This is a genomic window from Anabaena sp. CA = ATCC 33047 (genome assembly GCF_963870205.1).
Lineage (GTDB): Bacteria > Cyanobacteriota > Cyanobacteriia > Cyanobacteriales > Nostocaceae > Trichormus.
Genome location: NZ_CAWMSA010000057.1, coordinates 48,526 through 70,960, shown reverse-complemented (window position 1 = coordinate 70,960; position 22,435 = coordinate 48,526). Strand labels below are relative to the sequence as shown.

Below are 22,435 nucleotides of genomic sequence, written 5' to 3'. Positions count from 1 at the left end.
GAAGATGTTAAGTCTACAGTGCAGGAAAAATATTTGAACGCAGATGCACGCAGATATAGCTTGCTTCCCGTAGGGTACGCGGATGAATCTGCGATAAATCTGCATTTTTATTCCCTACTCTCTCCGATGAAGGCACGTTTTTAAACTTTGAGCTAAAACCTGGACATGGGGTTCTAATACAAACGTATAATGATTTCCGGGAACATCAATAATATTGATTTCTTCAGCCGCCATTACAGAAAATAATTCTACCCAAACTAAAGTCGGATCGGGTGCCATGATATGTTTTTCTCTGGCTCGAAAAACGGTGACTTTCCCAGGATATGGCTGTCGCTGATAAGAATAGGTGGCTTTTAAAGTTCCGACTAATACATCTAAAATCCGACGATTATTTTGACGTTCCACGCCAGGAGGAAAGATTTTCGCTTTTCTGGCTTTATCAATAATGTAATTGATTTTTTCTTCTAAACTTAAATGTGCGATTTCTGCGGGCGTGACTAGATTATCTAGTCCAAACATTCCTCCGAATACTCTCGAAAGTACACCCACTAAATAAACATCATCAATTGGTTTTTGTTTATCTAATAAAATGGGTACGTAAGAATCAAGTATTGCCAGCAAAGATACTTCTTGTCCTTGGCGTTTTAGCTGTTGTGCGACCTCATAAGCAACCACTCCCCCAAATGACCAACCACCGAGTTGATAAGGGCCTTGAGGTTGAAATTCCCGGATGGTTTTGACATAGAGGCTAGCCATATCTTCGACTTTGGTTAAGGGTTCTTCTTCCCCATAAAAACCTTGCGCCTGTAAGCCATAAAACGGGTGTTCATTACCGAGGTAATGGGCTAATTTAAAATAGCATAAAACATGACCACCAGCAGGATGAATACAAAAGAAAGGCTGTTGATCGCCTTGTGGTTGAATTGGTACTAAAGGCGAGTTATGAATCAGATTATTATCATCAATTGCTGCCGCTAAATCCCTAATGACTGGATTTTTTAACAGTGTCGCCAGAGGTATTTCTTTGTGAAAATGTTCTTCAATTTTCGAGATTAAATGCAAGGCTTTCAGGGAATTACCACCTAACGAGAAAAAGTTATCTTTAACTCCGATTTGTGGTATGCTTAAAATGTCTGACCAAATTTTAACTAATTCTGCTTCTACTGCATTCCGAGGAGCGACAAATTCATTAGTTTCAATGAAATGAGAAATATTCGGTTGTGGTAAAACTTTACGGTCTACTTTTCCACTAGGAGTTAAAGGTAAAGCTTCCAGCATCACAAAAGCGGCTGGAATCATAAAATCAGGTAGTTTTGTTTTCAGAAAATCACGCAAATTATTGATTGTTGGTTTTTCTGAATTATAGGTAATATAAGCCACAAGTTGTTTTTCTTCATTGTGATCAGCACGCGCCAAAATCACAGCTTCTCGCACTTGTGGATGTAAGCAGAGAACATTTTCAATCTCGCCAATTTCAATTCTATAGCCTCGGATTTTTACTTGATAGTCTACTCTGCCAACATATTCAATATTACCATCAGGTAAATAACGGGCTAAATCACCAGTTTTATAAAGCCGTTCCGAGGCTGATTTGGAATTTTTAAAAGGATTAGAAATAAATTTTTCTTGTGTTAATTCTGGACGATTCCAGTAACCACGCGCCACACCTACACCACCGATGTAAATTTCACCGATTTCACCCACATCAACAGGTTGTAAATTAGCATCAAGGATATAAATTTGGGTATTAGCAATGGGACAACCAATTGGTACTGTTGTTAAATTACTATCTTTTTGACATTGCCAAAAAGTAACATCAATAGCTGCTTCTGTAGGGCCATAAAGGTTATGTAATTCGCAGTCAAAATACTCGAAGAATCTATTTTGTAAATCTACAGGTAAAGCTTCACCACTACAAATAACTCGCTTGAGAGAAGTGCATTTTTCCACACCACGACTAGCTAGAAATATTTGCAGCATGGAGGGGACAAAATGCAAAGTCGTAATTTGTTCTTGAATAATTAAATTAATTAAATAATTACTATCTCGATGTCCACCAGGTTTAGCAATTACTAACCGTGCGCCTGTTAATAAAGTCCAGAAGAATTCCCAAACCGAGACATCAAAACTAAAAGGGGTTTTTTGTAAGATACTATCTGTAGAATTTATCTGATAAGTTTCCTGCATCCACAGTAAGCGATTACATATACCCTTATGGGTATTCATTGCACCTTTAGGTTTACCAGTAGAACCAGATGTGTAAATCACATAAGCCAAATTATCTGGTGTTACGCCACTGTCCAAATTAGTATTTGGTTGTGTAGAAATCTTCTCCCATTCTGCATCTACACAAATAGTATCAGCTTGATGCTGGGGAATTTGACTCAGTAACTTTTCCTGAGTTAATAATACATTGACCTGAGAATCTTCTAACATATAAGCGATGCGTTCTTGGGGATATTCTGGGTCAATTGGTACATAAGCACCGCCAGCTTTCAGAATTCCCAATAAACACACAACCATTTCTACAGAACGTTCTACACAAACACCAACTAATGTCTCTGGTTTGACTCCGAGTGTTTGTAAATAATGCGCTAGTTGGTTAGCTCTAGCATTTAGTTCTTGATAGGTTAATTGTTGCTGTTCAAAAGTTACAGCGATGGCGTTAGGGGTGCGTTTTACCTGTGCTGTAAATAAGTTATGTAAGCCTTGAGAAAGGTCGTAATTTCTTTCTATACCGTGGGGATTTATTAGTGTAGTTTGCATTTTTCAATATGAAGAATAATGTTAGTTAATGGCGTTGTGGAAGTGGAAGAATTTACTCACGCAGAGGCGCAGAGACGCAGAGAGTAAGAGGGAAGATTTTGAGGAGTCCTTAAAAAATAGGGTTTTAAGTTCTCCTCCGCGCCTCTGCGTCTCTGCGTGCCATAAAACCTCTTAATCTCCTCCCAATTCCACCAACTTACCGATGTTGAAATCTATCCGCGTCCAACCTTTGAGTTGACGGAGGTTGTTCAATAACAACAGAGGAATTTGCCAATGATGTACCATTAAGAACGGTAGCGGGTCATTTAACTGTAAAATCGCATCAGTTCCCCGCCAAATGTTCGCTAACCATTTCTTTAGCTGGGTGAAGGAACGAATACCAGTCAAACGCCAAACTTCGTGATAAGTCCAATAGGTTGGTTTGCTGGTTGGTAATGGTTGTAAGGTTTGTGTGAATGGTGTTTTACCAATGTAAGCTTCTGCAACTTGGGGGTGGTTGTAGAAGGTGGTAATTGCTGAGTGTGTGCGGGGGTTACACTCGATGACGTATACTTGTCCGTCTTCTGCTTGGATGAAGTCAAAGGAAATTTGTCCTGTTAGCTTCTGTTCTTTGACAAAGTGCTTCACCCATGCCAATATTTCCGGGTTGTCAACGTTTTCATAGTTGACTTGAAATGCTGATGACTCACAGCAACAATGTAGTCTTATTTCGCCATCCCTGACTGTGCTGTGGGTGCAGAATTCTTTTCCGGGAATGAATTCTTGCATAATCCACGGTTTTTCGGGAGTTATGGGTAAACTTCTGACGAATGCTGCTGTTTCTTCGGGGGTGGTGCAGGGGAGTTTGGTTAAGTCCAAACGTCGCACTGAGTCGTAAGGTATGCTTTTGAGGATGTATTTCCGAGTCTCGTCGGAAAAGTCGAAGTTGATGACTTGTTCGGGTGAGGTGATTTTAAAGGATTTGGGTACTGTTAAACCAAGCGATCGCGCTTTCTCTGCTAGTGCAAATTTATCATCCAGCATTTGGGTGATATCTGCATCAAAATGAAATACTTCGCAATAACGCGATAACTCTGGTTTGGCTAGGGAGTCGTAATAACTCCCGACGGGACTGGTGACGGGAATATATACATCAATGTTTTCTCTCTGGACTATATCTACTAAAGCTTTGATATAGTCTTCTGGTTGTTTTTGCGGTGCGGGAACTGTGTAAAATTTATCCACCGCTTGAGAAAATCTATGTCCCGTCAACCAATATTTATGAGTTTCCAGCAGTACCACCCGATGTCCTGCGGCGTGAAATGACCTGGCTAGTTGCAAAGCTTTGGTCATTTTTCCGCCACTGATGAGGATATTTTTTGGGTTGCTGGTTGTCGCGGTTTGGGGACGAAAGATAGCACCCAAAACCAAGTATATGAAAACAATACTGGCATTGATGGGCAATGCTAAAAATAGCACAGCCAAAGTCCCAATATTTTGCATGATTGCGGCTATTTTCGCCTCTAAACCTAGAGACGGTGTAGCCGGTGAGGAGTCAAGAGAAATTGATTGTGTCATAGTTTACACTCTGCGGATAATCGTCAAACCATCGCGCAGGGGGAGTAAAACCTGTTCAACACGGGGGTCTTGGGCTACGGTACGATTAAAGTCAGCAATAGCTTGGCCGTTAACACTGCGCTTTTCAGGAGGTAAATAAACTTCTCCTTGTAGGAGTGTGTTATCTACACAAATAAATCCCTGCGGTGCTAACAAGTTCTTGTCCAGCAGCATTTGGAAGTAAGTAATGTACTCTTTTTTATCGGCATCGATAAATACTAAGTCAAAACTTTCTCCACTGGCGGCTAATTTTTCTAGGGTGGCTAAAGCTGCACCTAGTTCTATCTGTATCTTGGCACCGTAGGGAGATTGGTTAAAAGCTGTCTGTGCTACCTTAGCCGCGTAAGGGTCTACTTCACAAGCTACTAATTTACCATCTTCTGGTAAGGCTTCCGCCATTGCTAAGGCTGAATAACCTGTGAACATCCCAATTTCTAGGGCTTTTTTGGCTTTGGTCATGTAGACAAACATCTTTAAGGTTTGTCCTTCGATATGACCAGACAGCATCTCTTGTTCTAGAGGACGCACTGTTGCACCTTGGGTAAAGTGTTCACCCCAAGCTTCTTGTGCGGTGGTTTTCGCCAGTGCAGCCAAGACGTTTGATTCTTGGGTGGTGCATTCTTCTAGATAAGGGTCGATACCTGCTGCTAATTCCCATGCTTGCTGAATTTGGTCTACTAATTCAGCAGGTAAGTTTTGCTGTTGCTTGACTTGTTCAACAATGGCTTCTAACTTCTGGGTTAAAATTCCCAAGGGTGTGACAGGTCTAGCTGTCGGTTTTGTGATTATATCAGTCATGCTGTAGCACTCCCTACAAGTTCTTTCTGGCTGCTGAGGGGATACATATCTACACCCTCGCCACCACGGGGATATGTGCTGCAAAGTTCTTTATGTTCTGCTAAAGCTGCGGCGGACTCGTCTTTTGTCAGGTCGTTGACGAAGAAGCATTCACCGATGGGTTTGGGCATGGCGGCTCTGAGTAAACCGTCTCTGGTGAGTGTGATAGACTCAGTTGCACGCCATAATAATTCTGCATCTAGTAGGGGATGGTCGAGGGCTAGACCGATGCGACTCATTAATCCTAAAATGCGATCGCGCTCTTGATTAGTAATATAGCCTCTACGTGCTGCCATAGTTGCAGACAACGCCATGTCAATATTCACAGCATGACCGTGGAACATGGGGATACGTGGCGCAAGTTCTAATGTCGGACTCCAAGTATGTCCATAGGCAATTACCCTGTCTAGGTCTAACTCATGCAGGTTGGGAACTTCCAACTCCAACATCTTTTTAATCGCTTTGTAGGTGACTTCGTTGGCTACTGCTTTGATTTCTGGCGTAGCATCAATATTGCCGAAATGCGTATGTAGTAAGTCTTCGCCGTACTTCTCCAACAACTCAAACACTTCTTTGTGTGCAACTACGGCAATTTTGACTAATTCCGCCATACCGTTACGCACTTGGTCTGTTGGTAGAGTCCCCAAGAAGGAGAAGTCTAAGAACACTTTGCCAGAAGCATGGTAAGCACCTAAACGGTTTTTCAGCTTCTTATGGTTAACTGCGACTTTGATGGCAACACTAGCATCAATTAATCCGATTAATGTGGTAGGAATACGGATGTAATTACTGCTGCGGCGGTATGCAGAACAAGCAAAACCGACAACATCTGTAATCAAACCACCACCAACTACTAATACTGGTTCTTTGCGAACTAGCTTGAAGTCTGCAAAGACATCTACTACTTTCTCAAATGTTTGAATTGTCTTGTTTGGTTCGCTAATAGTAATCGGAAAGAGTGTCAGATCAATATTGTGATATTGGAAATATTTTTGAATTTGGGTGCTGTATAGCTGACTCACATTAGCATCGACTATCGCCAAGCATCGCCCAAAATTTTTGTAGACTTCTGCCAGTTCTGGATTCTTAATCTCAAAAACACCATCTACATAAACTAAGTCGTACTCAATTTTTTCGTAGCCTTCTACATGGAAAGATGTTTCTTTCGCTTCTAAGGTGGTTTGAACGATGCTCATATTTTTTGCCTTTTAACTGCAATGAATTACTGTATGCGTTGCCTGAAACCTTGGGAAAATCCAAAAATGGTGAAATCACCAATACAGACTTCAGTCAATTAATCAGCAGCCTAATTTACTCTGATTTTTACTCAAAAACAGAGGGAATAACTGGCAGCATTTGAGGTGGTCAAAACTTAGCTGCACCAGAAGATAACGCTTATTATGTATAGCGTCTGGCTTTCGTATTTAGGGAAACATCTATGAGTCTTGGTTAAACTTTAAGACTCGGCAAATACGAGCAACATTCATTAACTTTCTCCCGTGTTTTAGTAGTGTTACTAGATGGAGTCCAATAATTATTGGGCTGATCGTAGACGGGTATATTATGTCAGTGGTTAGCAGGATTTGTCTGATTTGCTCAAGGAGCTTAAGGTTTTCTTCACATTCGTAAACATAACACTATTTGCGGAATAGTTGCAATATTTTGGAAAAAAATTTCCAAAAAATATCAACTTTGGGCTGAAACTTAGTTTACATAAGCATCATAGTTTTTAGATTGAACTGCCAACCCAATAAATTAGATGTAAGTTTGATATTCATTTCCATGTTCCGTCTCAACACTACTACAAAACTATCAATCCCATGCAATACCCAGGCAAAGATTTCCTGAATTCTTGAGCCAGAATAGGAGTCTAAAAGGCAAATTTAGAGATAATTGTTGCTTGCTAAAAACGCCAAAGTGGAGTGCTAACTATATTGCACTTCTACTTTTATCAGCGCAGCAAAAATGTCTTTGGTTTGGTTGAACCTTAAGGCTGCTACCAACACCTACAACAAAACTTCATGAATTTGCGCTTATTTTTAAGTTGGTAACACCACCGCAAGTCCTAAGTAATAGCGGACTTTTTGCAGTTGGGCAATAGGTTACAAGCTATTTTGAGCAGTTATCTTACTTGCTCCAAAGCTTAAACCATACTTTACATTTCTCAATGTAACATCCTTTGTAAAATATTGCACCTAAACTAAAGATATATTTTTAATCTTCTATGGCTGTTGACTAGATGAAAGGGAACAGGGAAAACTAAGCCACCCACAAGGGCTGGGGTTTCTACCAGCCTTGGGAAATAAGGATTTTTTCTCTGACGAGACGCTACGCGAACGCCCACAAGGGGCTTAGTAAAAGTTCTTCTCCCCTGCTTCTTCCTCTCCCCTACCTCCCCACTGCCTGTGTTTCTGAGGAGAAAAATTCATTAGTCCAGTAAAATTACTGATTGACAAAATGGTTTTTATCCTAGTTGATTAAATAAGTCAGCTAAGACCACATTAGAAAATAAAAACCCCTCTGGATCACACAGGCGTAATCTTTCGTTGACTACTTCTACCCAACCTTTTGTGAAGTAAGGTTGTAGACATTTGTAAACTGCTGCGATTTTCTCTTGACCAAATGTCTCTGTGAGTGATACCAAGTTTACACCCTCAGCCAAACGTAACCCCAACATTAAAGTTTCTAATAATCTGTCTTCTAGGGGTGTGATATCACAATCAATGACACAGCCAGTCTGTACCCATTGGTAATATTCTTTTGTGGTACGGGGACGAGTGAAGCGTTTACCATCTATATAACTGGCTGCACCCATACCAAAGCCATAATAGGGGCGATTTTCCCAATAAACTCGATTATGTTGACATTGATACCCTGGTTGGGCATAGTTGGATATTTCGTAATGTTCGTAACCTACAGATGTTAAAACTTGCTGTGCGGTTTGGTACATTTTGACAGTGGTTTCATCTGTGGGTAGGGGACTGTCACCGGGTTTGTAGTAACGACCGAAGGGGGTTTTTGGTTCAATGGTGAGATCATATATAGATATGTGAGTGGGTGCGATCGCTATTGCTTTTGTAAGAGAATCTTGCCATTGCTCTAAAGACTGATGCGGCAACCCAGAAATTAAGTCTATGCTAAAGTTGGGGATTTCGGCTTGGTGAATTAATTCTACAGCTGCAAAAATGTCTTCGACCGAGTGCGATCGCCCAGCTACTTTTAACAATTCCCCTTGCAACGCTTGTACACCCAAACTGACCCGATTCACACCCGCATCACGATAACCTGTAATATGGGCTAAATCAAATGTCCCTGGATCTACTTCCATAGAAATTTCCACACCCGCACTCATCCCAAACCGCTTGTCTAACACCGCTAAGATTTGTTGTAACTGGTTTGGGGATAACAGCGAAGGAGTCCCACCACCAAAGAAAATTGTCTGTAGTGGTTGACTAAAAGCTGGTGTCATGATGATTTCTTGACACAGCACCTCGACATAATGGGAAATAGTACCAGAATTTTCACCCCGCAGGCGATCGCCCACCACCGACACCGGAAAATCACAATAAAAGCATCGCCGTCTACAAAAGGGAATATGTACGTAAGCAGAACTCACAACGGCTAAATCATTAACTTTTTGCATAATCGTGAACAATAATAAACTTAACTAACAGAAAATTAGAAATAATGAAAATAAGTAGTTTATTTACAGTTATTATCTTTTGCTGACGAAACTATGAAATATCGGAAGAGAAAACACTTTAGTTATAATGTTTGCAGACATTGCCTGCATAAAACCCTAGTCTAAGTCAATATAAGTTAGTCTCTCTTACCGATGAAATTCAAAACTCTCGACTTTATCGGGTAAAACACTCGCAGGAATCAATCAAAACCATGCTTGATGCCATTATTATTTTCTCATTTATCCTGGCAGCAGCAGGAATAGGATTCTACAGCACCGATCTATTACCCAATGGTACGTTAGATCAGGTGACGAATCTAGAAGCTTTACGCTTAACTGTTGCTGTCTTTGCTGCTATTATTGGCGGTGCGATTGGCTTGAGTTTCCAAACGACATATCGCCGTTTAGAAGCACAAGTCCGAGAAATGCCACTGGAAGTTATTTTAACCCGTGCCATTGGCTTAGTAATCGGGTTATTGCTGGCTAACTTAATGTTAGCACCACTATTTTTACTACCGATCCCCACAGACTTTAGTTTTATTAAACCATTGGTGGCAGTTGTCGGTAGTATTATCCTCGCCGTCACCGGGATGAACTTAGCCGACACCCACGGACGGGGTTTATTGCGGTTCATTAATCCTAACACTGTAGAGACAATGGTAGCTGAGGGAACACTCAAACCCGCCAGAACCAAAGTTTTAGACACCAGTTGTATTATTGATGGTCGCATTGAAACGCTGCTAGACACGGGATTTTTAGAAGGACAAATCATCGTTCCCCAGTTTGTCTTGCAGGAGTTACAACAAGTCGCTGACGCAAGCAAAGATCAAAAACGAGTCCGGGGAAGACGGGGACTGGAAATCTTGAACCGTATTAAAGAAGCATATCCCGACAGAATTATCATCAATCCATCGGATTATGAGGATATTCCCACAGTAGATGCTAAATTAGTGCGTTTTGCTCAAGAAATCAACGGGACTCTCCTCACAAACGACTACAACCTATCTAAAGTCGCTAGTGTGCAGAAAGTACCTGTTTTAAATGTGCATGACTTAGTTAATGCTGTCCGTCCTAGCTACTTACCTGGAGATAACCTGGACTTAAAAATTCTTAAAGAGGGTAAAGAACCAAGTCAAGGTATCGGCTACCTCGATGATGGCACAATGGTTGTTGTCGAAGAAGGTAGTAGTTATGTGGGTGGTGAATTACGGGTAGTAGTCACCAGTGCATTACAAACCTCAGCCGGACGGATGATATTTGCTAAACCCCAAGCTTCAGCATTGACGTGAGGCAAATGTCTGCTGTAAATCGAGTTAAACTATGCTATCGGTGCAGTCAACCTGCACCGCTTTTGTATCGGGTGAAATTTGAAGAAAACGGAAAGTGGGTTTTCGTTTGTCCTCAATGTTGGACTGGTGTCAGCGAAAATAACCCATTTTATGTTTATGGTGGCACTTGGAAGGCGAGAAAGCAAAGAAAGTAATAGCATTTCTTAATGAAGATGCCCTTGATTCTGCACTGTAGAGACGTTGCATGCAACGTCTCTACATTATGGGCGACGAAACACAAACATATTACCCGTTGCGCCTTTTCCCACCCTGATTTCATCGTCTAAATATGACGTTATCCATACAGCCTGTTTTCGCAAAAATTCTAAGACTGGAATTGTTAACTTTGGCAAATTTAAGCCAGATATCCCCAAGGGTTTGACAGCTTGCACAGAAAAGCCATGAAAACTCACCATTGCTTCCTGTTGATTATCTCCCCAAGTCCAAATTCCGTCAGCCGAGATTTGCCAGTTTCCTAACAAGGGTAATTGTAACTCAGCACCATTGCTAGCACAGATGTGGTTGCGATCGCCTACAACCAATTTTTGCCACACCCGTTTAATCTTGATTCCACCCCACACCTCAGAAATTGAAGCCAACGGACGAGTAACCACCGTTCCACGAGAAGCATACACCAACTGCCAATTCCCACATAAATCATCTACGTGATTCACACTCAGGGGGTTAGGGATGGGATTGAGCATTTCTAACTGTTGCACCAGTTGATCAATCTTCGGTTCTGGTGATGGAAATAAAGCTTGCTGTACATCTAAGGCTGCTACTCGCTGCAATAGCTCATTTTTTAAGCCGAGTCTCCCGCCATCATTCTCCATTATCTCTTGATATCTCCCCTGATAAGTGAATTTTATCAGCATTATCACCCTTTTCTTGTCAAGTCAGCTTGACAGTTTGTAACATTATTGTTAAATTTATTTACATAAGTTAACAAAAGCTAGAAAAAAAACTATGTATACCACCATCAACGAAGACGGCATCCTGAACAACTACGCAACTGAACCAGAAATGTACTATGCTACCTATCCCAACCAAGAGGAGCAACGCCGCTACAGACTCCAAGGAGCATTTGCTACATTGCTTGTCACCACTTTAGTTTTAGTTGCATTGGGTGTTAGTTAAAATTTTTACTTTTTACTAGGTTTCTCATCGTCATTCGGACTTCTCCTTATTACCCCAGCTTGGCGGCTGGGGTTTTTTGTTGCGGATAAATATAGGATCAGCATTGGTGAACCCCTAATTACCATGACCAAATATCATGAACAATCAGCAATATTCCTACTTATTCCCGATTTTCAGCCCAATATACCAGTAATTTTACTGAGGTATTATATGGCTAAATTTGCGTAATATTGGTTTAATTACGCCTAAGCTGCCTAAAACAACTCTAATTTATACAAGTTATGTTCATGTAAAAGCTTAGGTGTATCAATAATTTATACAAATCAGTATTGGGTCAGCAATGGGTAAGGCAATCGGTATTGATTTAGGAACTACTAATTCTGTAGGTGCTTTTAAGTTAGCAGAAGTAGAGGTAGTGACAGCTAATGACAACACACCACCAGATAGAAAACTGACGCGATCGCTCGTAGCTTCCGACCAAGATAAATTATTAGTGGGGGATCAAGCCTACAATCAATTGCGGGCTGATCCAGAAAATGTGATTATTTCCATCAAACGTTTGATGGGTAGGGGTTTTAGTCACCCAGCAGTACAGGAACAAAAATCAAAAGTGGGTTATAAAATTACCGAACCCAGCCAAGGCACTGATAATAGTATAGCAGTTTGGCTAGGTGGCAAAGAATACAGCCCAGAAGACATTTCCGCCGAAATTCTCAAAAAAGTGGTACGAAACGCCCAAGCTTATCGTCAGGGAATTGGTAAAACCGACGAAGTAATTGATCAAGCGGTAATTACTGTCCCGGCTTACTTTAATGATCAACAACGCTATGCTACTCGTACCGCCGCCCTAAAAGCGGGACTCACTCCCTTAGAATTATTACCAGAACCTACGGCTGCTGCTATCTCCTATGGTTTTTCACCAGATAGCGATGATGTCAAGACAATTTTAGTTTACGACTTTGGCGGTGGGACATTTGACGCATCTCTGCTGACATCTGCTGGAACTTCATTTATTGAACATGGCAAAGCTGGAGACTTATGGTTAGGAGGGGATGACATTGATACTCGACTGATGAACTTTGTTAAAACCCAAGTCGCCACAGAAGAAAAAATTGCTGATATTGAGGGCTTAATTGCCAAAATGCCCTATTATCAACGGGTAAGATTTAACGCTGACCTGAAAATAGCTGTAGAACGTGCCAAAATTGAATTGAGTAGTTCTCAGGTAGCGCGAATTAGTCCAGCTACTCAGTTATTAGATGAATTAGGAATTGCTATCCCCATTGAGGTAGAAATTACCCGCGAGCAATTTGAGGCGATGATTAGCGATTTGGTAGAGCGTTCGGTGCAAATTTGTCGCCTAGCGGTACAAGATGCCGAATATCATTTAGAAATGGTGGATATAGTCCTGTTAGTCGGGGGTTCTGCTCAAATTCCCTTAGTACAACGCAGGGTAAAAGAAACTTTTGGGGCTGATAAAGTAGTTTTGCATCCGCGCCCGATGTATGCAGTGGCGGAAGGTGCAGCGATCGTTGCGGCTGGGCAAACAGAGAAAGTTACAACAGTATCCCGTGATTATTATATCAAATTAGTAGACGATAAGTATTTAGCAGACTTTAAGTATAAAGTCATTAACCGCAATGATATTCTGCCTGTGCAGAAATCCTACACCTTCAAAACTGTGGCGGATGGACAACGGTTAGTTCATTTTAAGTTTTTTAACCCTGATCAGGTGAGACAAGAATTAGATGGGCTAGATGCAGAGGACAGTATCGGGGATATGTGGTTGGGTTTAGATGAGGTTTATCCCAAAGGAACGGAAATTTTAGTCAATTTAGAGTTAGATGAAAAAAATAGCGATTTGAAAATGACAGCTACTCTCAAAAATGATCCTGCTGTGAAAGTGAGTTGTACGTTTTCGCGGGGTCGTGCAGATGAGAAAATTTACAAAGAATTAGAAACTACCATTGCTAAACTCAACAGTCTAGACCTAACCCAAGTTGGTGTAGAAGCAGCATTGAAATTAGCAGTTCCCATAGTCCAATCAGCTAATCAAATTATCGATTATAAAACAGGGCAAGAACGCATTGATTTACGCGATCGCGCCAAAGCCAGTTTACAAACATTGCAAATTTCTATGTCTGAGGAATGTTTGGAAGCAGAATATTTAGCGGCTGAATGCGATCGCCTCCTGAAATTATGTCATTTTCTCATCCCCGAACCACAGCAGCAAAGATTAGAAAAACTGACTGAAAATTTGCTATCGGCAATTAATGCCAATGACCTATCTAGAATGGAATCTTACAGCGAAGATGCTCGCAAAGAACTGAAAAATTTACCAGATGAAGTGCAAATGATTAAAATTTGTTTGGCAGCTATTCGCCAAGCTCAACAAATTGCACCCACCCAAGCTAGTGCAATGTCTAACAAACTCTCTCGTCTACTCGACGCAATGGCAAGAGAAAATCAACAAGAAGCTCAACGTTTGTGGGAAGAACTACTTCCAGATGTTGAACGTTGGCTAGATCATGATTTACCCAGTAACATAATTGTCACCGGACTTAGCCGATGAAGATTAATCTTAATTGTCCTGTGTGCAGCTACCAAGGTATTACAGGTGATATTTGTCCTAATTGTGATGCTGACTTGAGTTTAATTCGGATGCTACAAGAATTACCTCAACAGCAAACTAGAGCAGTTTTCTCCTGGAAAATTATCTTGTTGATGTTGCTCATTGGTTTAGGTTTAGGATTAGGAACAAGCATGATATTTTCACAACCCCAGTTGAATACAGTGGTTGTTTCTCATCCCATTCCCATTGAGCGCACTAAAACTACTCCTCCCGTTGTTGTCAAACCCCAGCCACCACCAGCACCAACGACATACACAGTAAAACCGGGAGAGCATCTGAGTGCGATCGCAGAAAAATTCTGTGGTAAAAATACTTCTTGGCAAATCATGGTAAAAGCCAACCCGCAACTTCAAGGTAGGGAAGATTATATCAATGTGGGAGAAGTATTAAAAATTCCCAATTGTCAGGAGGGGATTTAATGAACCTTCTGGAAATTATCAATCAATTCACCAAGAATATTTTTGGCATAGGAATTGTTGACGCTTGGCAACAAGCACCACAAACTAAACAAGCTAGTCAAAAAGCAGCAGAACTAGCACAAAAAAAACACCTGCGACAAGCTATCACCATCGGCGAAACCGCCCTGGCTTTTTGGTCAAAAAACCCCGGTTTTTGGGAACGTTGGCTTACTCAATTACTGTTAGGAAATCTGCTCAAGCAACTAACTCAGCAAACGCAAGAGTGGCGTAAACAAGTAGCAACAGCTAATAAACTCGCCGCTAATGCTAAAAATCTCCTGAAACAAGATACAGGTGATCCTTGGGAAACACAAACACTCGCAAATGCCATCAATATTTATCAACGCTGTAGCAAAATTCTCCACGATGAACGGCTATTGCAAGCTATCAACCGATGTCAAGGGGAACTAGACAAACGCCAACAGTTTCAAGGATTAGTACAACAGGCGCAGTCTCAAGCAGAAAATCGCTACTTTAAAAATGCGATCGCCATTTATTCCCAAGCTCAACAACTTTACTCTACACAGGCTCTCACAGAGGCGATTGCTAACGCGACAGCCCAAGCTACACAAGAAGCAGCTTTTGAAGCTAGTTTACAAAGGGCGCGACAAGGGGAAAGCGAAGGAAAATTACGAGGTGCGATCGCGCTTTTACAATCGGCGGTAGCTAAATTTCCCCGCACCGACGGACAAGTTTTATTAAACAAACTCCAATCAATTATCAAAGGTAGAGAACTTTACCGTCAAGGTTTAGCAGCAGAAAAAGCCGGAGATTTCAAAACAGCTATTTCTCTGTATGAAAATGCTCAATATCTATTACCAGATGTCAGCAACTGCCGAATCAGGTTAGCATTGGTAGCAATTAAAATTCAAGATTGGGGACAAGCAATATCTCACCTAGAAGGTTTAGATAGTGAACAAGCTGCATATCTGCGGGGGTTTGCTTACGCCCAACAACAAAATTTACAACTAGCATATCGGGAATGGCAAAGTTTATCTAGTAAAAACATCGCCCCACAACGAGAAATTCTCAAAACTCTCAGCCAAAGACAACGCTTGCTATATCTCCAAAATATTGAACAATTAGTTAAAGCTGAAAATTTGCCGCAAGCCAAAACAGCTAGTACAAAATTTATCGAAAAATTTGGTTATGATTCATTAGTAGAAGAAAACCTTCAGCAACATATTCAGCCACGTTTAGAAATAGCAGTTTGGCAAAGTGCAAACTGGGAAGTGATTAGTGAACAAGCTGAAAAAGACTGGATGGAACAACCTAATATTATCACCTTACATAATTGGGCAGTTGCCAATTATTATCATGCTCAAACAGACTCTAGCAAATTATCGCATTTAATTATTTCTTTGGCAACTGCCTTAGCAAATTTGCATCAAGACATCAATCTGCAAGATGTACCTTGGCTGGGAAATAAATCTGTTGATTTTGCTGCCATATCGGCACAATTAAAACACAGGTTAGAAGCAATGATTGATATTGTCAAAGATAGCAATCTTCATGATTATTTTAACCTGCGTGATACTTGGCGTTTGGAATCAGTCGCATTAGAATTAATTGGAAAAACGCCAGTAAACGGTGTCAAAATAAATGATATATTTGTAACTCCTGGTTGTTATCAACATTATATTTCTGGCAAACAAACTTCTTTAAATAAGATAGATACTAGCGAAAAAATTCTACATTGCTTATACACAACTTGGGGTTTAGCAGTAGCAGCTTGTATCGTTGGAGATAGCCAAAGGGCGATTAAATTAAAACCGACGAATCAAGCCAATTCTGAATTAGAAATATTTGCTCAACAATTTGTAGCTTACCATGAAGGATGCTATTATTTACAACAACAAACATGGCGGGAAGCAATTAATCCCTTTAAGCAAGCACAGCCACAAATTCAAACTAATCAAGAATGGCAAGAAGAAATAGATAGACTTTGCAGTTTACAGCGTAGAAATATCTCAGAAAACACAGAACATCTAGCTTTCGCTCAGTTTTGGTACGATGTGATTAATAGTGCCAATGCTAGAGCTTATTTAGCTGAATATAAAGCAGAACAAGTCAGAGAGGAAGTTGCTAATGAGAAAATCACCAAACAGCAAGCTTTAGAAAAACTAGAGAGAATTAAACTAATTGATGTGGAAAATCCGATTGTGCTTGACTTAATGCAGAGCATTGAGAATGCCATAGCACTAGACGCAATTAAAGTATTTTTTGACAAAAATGATTTAGAAGGTGCTGTGAGGTATGCTAAACAAAATGGTCAAACAAAGGTTAAAAATATAGTAGCAGAAATTTGCATTGATATATTAATTGATGGATTTAAAACTAGAAAATTAGGATTTAGAGATATTTATGAGTTAGGCAGTTGGGCTTATGAACTAAATCCTGAGAATCCCACAGTGCGGCAGATGTATATTATAGCTCAGGAAGTGCAAGAAATTGGCAATTTGATCAAGCGCGATCGCTATGAAGAAGCTGTTCGCCATGCTCAATATTCCCAATATGATGGTATCCGATACTATGTCGGGGATTATTTCATGATGATATTAATCAAAGGAATTGAAAACAATGCTTTATCGAGTTATTTAGTGCATCAACTATGTCGGTGGGCTTGTGAATTGTGTCCTGATAATACAGATTATCAAGCAATTCGTCGTCGGCTAAATGGTTTTTGAATCAAGGTGCAAGATGGAACAGAATCCTTATGATATTTTAGGTGTATCGCCAGCAGCGTCAAAAGCTGAAATTACGAAAGCTGTGGCAGTAGCTATGAAGCGCAAGCAATATCCTGTAGATGTCATTGCTAAAGCCCAAAAAAGCTTAATGAAGTCAGAGGAGAGAATTATAGCTGATTATTTACGTCCGATATTACCTGCCATCAAACGTTTTAAAACCAGTGATTTATCAGCGTTAGCAGAGTCCGCGCCGAATTTAGTGATATTACCAGAATTTGATGGCTTAGAACAAGCGATCGCCCACGCCACCCAAGAAGAAAACCAAGAACGAGAACCGTTAACGATACCCTTAGCAAAACTATTCAGCGAGGGTGTGACAGCTTGCCAAGAGAAACGTTACCCCAAAGCCATAAAATATTTAGAAGACTACTGCCAGATTTGTACAGAACGCAATACAGAGACTTATATTCAAGCGCAAATGTGGCTAATTAGAGCATATCAGATGGGTGGACAACTACAACGAGCGATCGCCCTCTGCCAAATGTTAGTTAATCATTCCCATCCTCAAGTGCAAACTTGGGCAAACAAAACCTTACCTATGTTATCTCAAGAGATGTCCCGTGTCTGACTCGCCATCCATGTATCTCAAAGTTACCAATTGGCTGAAATCCAAACTTCTTGGTGTTAACCCGGAAGTATCCTCATCTGCTCAAGATGTACTTTCACTCAGCAAAAACCACTATATTCTCACTTCAGAACAACGAGAGAAATTAATAGAAGAATTCAGCAACTTACAAAAACAAAATACTTTACTCCAGCAAACTTTACGCGAACAACAAACTCAAGCAGCAGCTAATAGAGAAGATTTATTTTTAGAACTATTAGAAGTGACTGACGCGCTAGAAGCATTGCTCAACTACTTAGAAAACAACCCAGAACCCAACCCGGAAATTTTCCAACGCTTACCCAAGTCTGTAGGAATAGTTTATCGGAAATTTCTCAGCGTACTCAGTAAACGTCAAGTTGTACCGATAGAATTATCAGGAAATCAACCCGACTTTAATTTATGTAGAGTAGTAGATAGAGAAGTGAGAAATGATGTAGAAGAACAAACAATTACTAAAATTGTCCGTCCAGGTTTTATGATAGGTGAAAAAGTTTTACGTCCTACAGAAGTAATTACATCTAAGTCAGAATAGTCCTCAACTTTTTGTAAGTAGGACTTACGCACTTGTGAGCATTACAGTCTTTTGTAGGGTGCATCAGAAAATAAAATTTGCTAAAAATCAACTGCTGTTCAACATCTGGCCTACCCTAATAATATGCCAATTGTGTCAGTCCTGGTAATATGAACAAAGCCTAGCCAACTAGCATCATATTTTCAGTTAGTAGTCAGGACTTTAGTCCTGTTTTTATATCTCACTCAGCAACCATAACAGTCAAATACTCCGGTGGTACATGATCTACTAACCAAACCCCATTTTCTGAGCAATAAAAAGTAAATCCTGCTTGATACATCACCATCGCGTCAACCGAGAAAATAACTGGACTACCATGACGTATTCCGACTTTTCTGGCTGTTTCTATATCTTGAGATAGATGTACATGATGACGCGACATCTTCAAAATTCCAGATTGCAAAATTGCTGGTACTGATTTTTCTCCTGTACCGTGATACAGAATATCTGGGGGAATTTGTCGTTTTAGTTGCAAGTCTACTGTTACACTGTGTCCCTGATTGGCTCGGATTTTTGTTCCGGTTTCATCAAATGAGAATCGCTGTTTATCGCTATTTTTTACAACTTGTTCTAATTCGGTACGGGAAATAGGAAAGTTATGAGATGCACAAGCTGTAAGTAATTCATCAACTTCTACCCAACCACCAGCAGTTAAACTGAGTTTAAGCAGTTCTGGTGTATGCCGCAAATGCTTGCTTAAAAATTTGCTGATTTTTATCTCGCGTGATTTATCCATATCTAGTATTAGACATCTGACGAAAAATTTTTATAGATATTAAGTAACTCAACTTAGTAAGTAGGCTTAATTAATTGTTAGATAGTGGAACAGGCTTCTAGCCTGTTGACAGGCTGTCCGGCCCATCCGTAATACTCAGATACCCGACTTCTCAAAGAAGTCGGGTATCTATCCCATCAGTATTTTATCTTTAACACTCATAAATTTCTAAAGGCAAGTTATCAGGGTCTGGGAAAAAAGTAAATTTTTTACCTGTAATTTCATCAATTCTGATATTTTCTACCTCGACATGATGAGCTTTTAAATAATCAACAGTTTCTTCTAGATTTTCAACAGCAAAAGCTAAATGTCTTAAACCACAAGCTTCTGGATTACTACATCTTTGGGGAGGATGGGGAAATGAGAATAATTCAATTTGGGTAGTTGCGTTAATTCGTAAATCTAATTTATAGGAATTTCTGGCAGCGCGAAAAGTTTCTTTAATAATAGGAAAACCGAGAACTTCTACATAAAACTTTTTTGAGCGTTCGTAGTCTGAACAAATAATAGCGATGTGATGAATGCCAGTAGTTTTCATGATGTCAAGAAGTCTGTAAAATTGTCTTGGCAGCCATGCGTGTTTTTTTCAGGTCAGCATCGGAAAGTTCTTGACCAGATTGTAGACGGGTGGCGGAGGTTTGTAAAACTGTCGCTGCATTCTGATCACCGATTTGTAAAGCAGTTTTGGCGGCAGTTTGTAACATTGTCACCGCACCAGAGCGATCGCCTAGTCGTAATTTAGTCTCGGCTAACTGGGCTTGGCGATACTTAGCTAAGGTCAAAATCCACTGATGCACTTGGGAGTTGAAATCTGGTTGATATTCTGGTAAAATGTGGGCATATACTGGCCAAATAGTCGAAAAAATTCCCTCTTGTTGCCTAGAGGGGTCATCATAGCGGATCTGCACTTTGCCAATGACTTGCTGTCCTGGCGGTAACTGTCCTAAATACAAATTCAGCAAAACCACCCGTTCCATATTCGTCATCAAATCACCCAAGCGGACAATAAAATCGCCATCTGGGGATGTTTCCACGGGTAACTCAATAATGTCTGGGGAAACTTGCGCCACGGGTTTGAGTTCAGCTAACTTGACATCAGGAGCTAAAGATAGTAACAGGTAAGCATTGGTGAGTCCCACCGACTGCACGCGTGTAAACAGACGATTAAATTGATGGGTTGCTTGCTCAGGTCGCTCAATATGGGCGAGAGTGCCGCCGCCAGCATCAGCAATTTTTTCGAGTAAATCTTGATTCCAGCTATTGCCGAAACCGAGACTATTAATCGTTAAGTTAATTTTTGCGGCTTTGTGAGCCAGTTCCAGACACCGTTTACTGTCATCGCGGCCGATTTCCCATTTCCAAATTTTCAGACTGCTTTCACCGTGACCATCAGTGAGGAGAAACGCTTGGGAAACCGCGCCTTTTGTCCCCTTCATTAATTCCGTAATTCCCAGTTGCAAACCCTCAGCAATGGTTGTACCACCACTAGCAGTTAATTTATGCCTAATTTGAGATTTGATGGTTTCACGGTCTAAAACTGGTTGATTGGGGATGATCACCTCAGCCGAACCCGCAAACGCCACAACTGAAATGCGATCGCCTGGCTCTAGTCTGTCTAATAAGCGTTCTACAGCCTCAATCACAGTTTTCAGGGGTTTGCCGTGCATGGAACCACTTTGATCCAAAATTAAGCAGAAATTAAGCGGCAAATTCTGCTGAAACTTTTCAATATTCGCAGAAACAGAAATTGCCAATTGACGCTGACTGGTGAGTTGAGCCGCATCAACATTGTAGTCACTTAACGCACTGAGCAATTGGACTTTCATCTAAGAAGAGGTATCTTGCAAGACAGTTTTGGAAACGATTCTGGTTTTCTTGCGATCGCTTTCTGATAAATCTTCACCAGATTGCAGTCGAGTGGCTGAGGTTTGTAATACAGTCGCCGCACCCCTATCTCCCATTTGCAGAGCAGTTTTCGCAGCCGTTTGCAACATAGTAGCAGCACCAGAGCGATCGCCTTGTTGTAGTTTGGCTTCTGCAATTTGGGTTTGACGATACTTAGCTAATGCCAGAATTGACTGCTGTACCTGGGCATTAATATCTGGTTGGTAGACCCGCAAAATATTAGCATAGATGGGGACATTAGGCGTGAATAACCCGACTTGATTTTGGGACGGGTGATCATAACGCACTTGGACATTCACAATCGGCTGTTTACCTTCCGGCAATTGTCCCAAATAAATATTAGCCAAAATCACCCTTTCTACATCCTTCATCAAATCACCCAACCGGACAGCAAAGCGGCCATCAGCTTCTTGTTGCACAGGTAACTCAATTGTGTCTGGTGCAACTTGGGCAATAGGTTTGAGTTCTGCAAATCTGACATTGGGCATCAGAGAGAATAGCAGATAAGCATTAGTCAAACCCACAGTTTGAATCCGACTGAACAAGCGACTAAATTCATCTACAGCTTGTTCCGGTTTTTGGATATAGGATAAAGTACCCAAAGCCGCATCAGCAATTTTTTCTAAAACATCTTGATTCCAGTTATCGCCAAATCCCAGAGTATTTAACGTCAAGTTATAGTTAGCCGCCAACTGGGCAAATTTTAAACAGCGATTATTATCACCGTGTTCATTTTCCCCATCGGTGAGCAAAAACGCCTGAGAAACCGTGTCTTTTTTGCCTTTGGCTAACTCCTCAATTCCCAAGCGCAAACCTTCATCGATAGCTGTACCGCCATCAGCCGCCAGACGGCTGATTTGTTTTTTGATTTGTTCAGGGTTGTCAATGACTTGATTAGGGACTAAGACCTTAGCACGATGATCGAAGGCTACCACACTCAGGCGATCGCCCACTTTTAGTTTATCCACCAACCGATTCGCCGCTTGTTTAACAATTTCTAAAGGTCGCCCATTCATCGAACCACTATGATCCAGAATTAAGCATAAATTCACCGGCACATTTCGGTCTTGTGGTTCCGCACTCGCCGAAACCGAAATTGCCAACTGACGCTGACTGCTTGCTTGACTTGCGTCAATATTGCCATCATTGAGGAGAGGTTGCAAATTAACTTTCATAATCCAAACATCACAAACAGGATATATACATTTATGAATAGCTTCAAATCGTTACAGCAATGCTACGGAAAAATTAATTTCAGCAATCCATGAAGATATTTCAGATAATATATTCAGAATATCTTAGAAGCCAACCATTGGCAGATGCCCAGCTATCTTGCCCATAAGTGAGAAAACCGCACTTGCAGATAGCTAGCATCGCGCTAGGATGTATTACAG

At 40.8% G+C, this 22,435-nt stretch carries 17 protein-coding genes and 1 pseudogene; 8 read left to right on the top strand and 10 right to left on the bottom strand.

The features are described from left to right. Positions 1 to 114 precede the first annotated feature (114 nt). The 5 genes and pseudogenes from AACS98_RS18405 to hemW form a co-directional block, all read right to left on the bottom strand. Positions 115 to 2,766, bottom strand: a pseudogene (locus AACS98_RS18405) (non-ribosomal peptide synthetase); the annotation flags it as partial. Positions 2,767 to 2,937: 171 nt separating this feature from the next. Then, positions 2,938 to 4,323 carry an ATP-grasp domain-containing protein gene (locus AACS98_RS18400; protein WP_066382495.1) on the bottom strand — a complete coding sequence of 462 codons (1,386 nt, stop codon included), beginning with the start codon at positions 4,321 to 4,323 and terminating at the stop codon, positions 2,938 to 2,940. Between the two features lie 3 nt (positions 4,324 to 4,326). Then, positions 4,327 to 5,160: an O-methyltransferase gene (locus AACS98_RS18395; RefSeq protein WP_066382493.1), complete on the bottom strand. Its 834-nt coding sequence runs from the start codon at positions 5,158 to 5,160 to the stop codon at positions 4,327 to 4,329. Further along, on the bottom strand, positions 5,157 to 6,395 hold the full coding sequence (locus tag AACS98_RS18390) for a sedoheptulose 7-phosphate cyclase (protein ID WP_066382488.1): 1,239 nt from the start codon (positions 6,393 to 6,395) through the stop codon (positions 5,157 to 5,159). The genes AACS98_RS18395 and AACS98_RS18390 overlap by 4 nt, the downstream gene beginning before the upstream one ends. Before the next feature lie 1,268 nt (positions 6,396 to 7,663). After that, entirely contained in the window at positions 7,664 to 8,842 is a 1,179-nt protein-coding gene (gene hemW / locus AACS98_RS18385) for a radical SAM family heme chaperone HemW (RefSeq protein ID WP_369815997.1), read from the bottom strand. A gap of 251 nt (positions 8,843 to 9,093) precedes the next feature. Here hemW and AACS98_RS18380 point away from each other — a divergent pair, with 251 nt between their 5' ends. Together AACS98_RS18380 and AACS98_RS18375 are read left to right on the top strand one after the other, a co-directional pair. Beyond that, positions 9,094 to 10,170, top strand: a complete 1,077-nt coding sequence (locus AACS98_RS18380; RefSeq protein WP_066382486.1) for a PIN/TRAM domain-containing protein — start codon at positions 9,094 to 9,096, stop codon at positions 10,168 to 10,170. Positions 10,171 to 10,175: 5 nt separating this feature from the next. Further along, positions 10,176 to 10,364, top strand: a complete 189-nt coding sequence (locus AACS98_RS18375) for a hypothetical protein (RefSeq protein ID WP_082803658.1) — start codon at positions 10,176 to 10,178, stop codon at positions 10,362 to 10,364. 66 nt (positions 10,365 to 10,430) lie between these two features. On the opposite strand, the gene AACS98_RS18370 is transcribed toward AACS98_RS18375, so the two are convergent. Then, positions 10,431 to 11,084: a PAP/fibrillin family protein gene (locus tag AACS98_RS18370; protein WP_231866920.1), complete on the bottom strand. Its 654-nt coding sequence runs from the start codon at positions 11,082 to 11,084 to the stop codon at positions 10,431 to 10,433. Positions 11,085 to 11,175: 91 nt separating this feature from the next. Between AACS98_RS18370 and psb34 the strand changes: the two genes are divergently transcribed. The 6 genes from psb34 (at position 11,176) to AACS98_RS18340 (ending at position 18,322) form a co-directional block, all read left to right on the top strand. Continuing rightward, positions 11,176 to 11,346 (top strand): photosystem II assembly protein Psb34, encoded by a 171-nt coding sequence (gene psb34, locus AACS98_RS18365; protein ID WP_156481550.1) that lies wholly within the window; start codon positions 11,176 to 11,178, stop codon positions 11,344 to 11,346. A gap of 340 nt (positions 11,347 to 11,686) precedes the next feature. After that, positions 11,687 to 13,918 (top strand): Hsp70 family protein, encoded by a 2,232-nt coding sequence (locus AACS98_RS18360; RefSeq protein WP_066382482.1) that lies wholly within the window; start codon positions 11,687 to 11,689, stop codon positions 13,916 to 13,918. Next, positions 13,915 to 14,397, top strand: a complete 483-nt coding sequence (locus AACS98_RS18355) for a LysM peptidoglycan-binding domain-containing protein (protein WP_066382481.1) — start codon at positions 13,915 to 13,917, stop codon at positions 14,395 to 14,397. Before AACS98_RS18360 ends, AACS98_RS18355 begins: the two co-directional genes overlap by 4 nt. After that, the gene (locus AACS98_RS18350) at positions 14,397 to 17,123 is read left to right on the top strand and encodes a tetratricopeptide repeat protein (RefSeq protein ID WP_066382480.1); all 2,727 of its coding nucleotides are present in this window, start codon (positions 14,397 to 14,399) and stop codon (positions 17,121 to 17,123) included. The genes AACS98_RS18355 and AACS98_RS18350 overlap by 1 nt, the downstream gene beginning before the upstream one ends. Positions 17,124 to 17,136: 13 nt before the next feature. Continuing rightward, a complete protein-coding gene (locus AACS98_RS18345; RefSeq protein WP_066382479.1) occupies positions 17,137 to 17,751 on the top strand; it encodes a molecular chaperone DnaJ in 615 nt (204 codons plus the stop codon). Further along, complete coding sequence (locus AACS98_RS18340) at positions 17,744 to 18,322, top strand: nucleotide exchange factor GrpE (RefSeq protein WP_232317176.1); 579 nt, start codon at positions 17,744 to 17,746, stop codon at positions 18,320 to 18,322. Before AACS98_RS18345 ends, AACS98_RS18340 begins: the two co-directional genes overlap by 8 nt. 220 nt (positions 18,323 to 18,542) lie before the next feature. On the opposite strand, the gene AACS98_RS18335 is transcribed toward AACS98_RS18340, so the two are convergent. The 4 genes from AACS98_RS18335 to AACS98_RS18320 form a co-directional block, all read right to left on the bottom strand. Beyond that, positions 18,543 to 19,097 (bottom strand): RNA 2'-phosphotransferase, encoded by a 555-nt coding sequence (locus AACS98_RS18335; RefSeq protein WP_066382478.1) that lies wholly within the window; start codon positions 19,095 to 19,097, stop codon positions 18,543 to 18,545. Positions 19,098 to 19,287: 190 nt separating this feature from the next. Beyond that, complete coding sequence (gene gloA2 / locus AACS98_RS18330) at positions 19,288 to 19,674, bottom strand: SMU1112c/YaeR family gloxylase I-like metalloprotein (protein ID WP_066382476.1); 387 nt, start codon at positions 19,672 to 19,674, stop codon at positions 19,288 to 19,290. Positions 19,675 to 19,678: 4 nt separating this feature from the next. Next, a complete protein-coding gene (locus AACS98_RS18325) occupies positions 19,679 to 20,962 on the bottom strand; it encodes a vWA domain-containing protein (RefSeq protein WP_066382473.1) in 1,284 nt (427 codons plus the stop codon). Beyond that, on the bottom strand, positions 20,963 to 22,216 hold the full coding sequence (locus tag AACS98_RS18320; RefSeq protein WP_066382471.1) for a vWA domain-containing protein: 1,254 nt from the start codon (positions 22,214 to 22,216) through the stop codon (positions 20,963 to 20,965). Between the last annotated feature and the right edge of the window lie 219 nt (positions 22,217 to 22,435).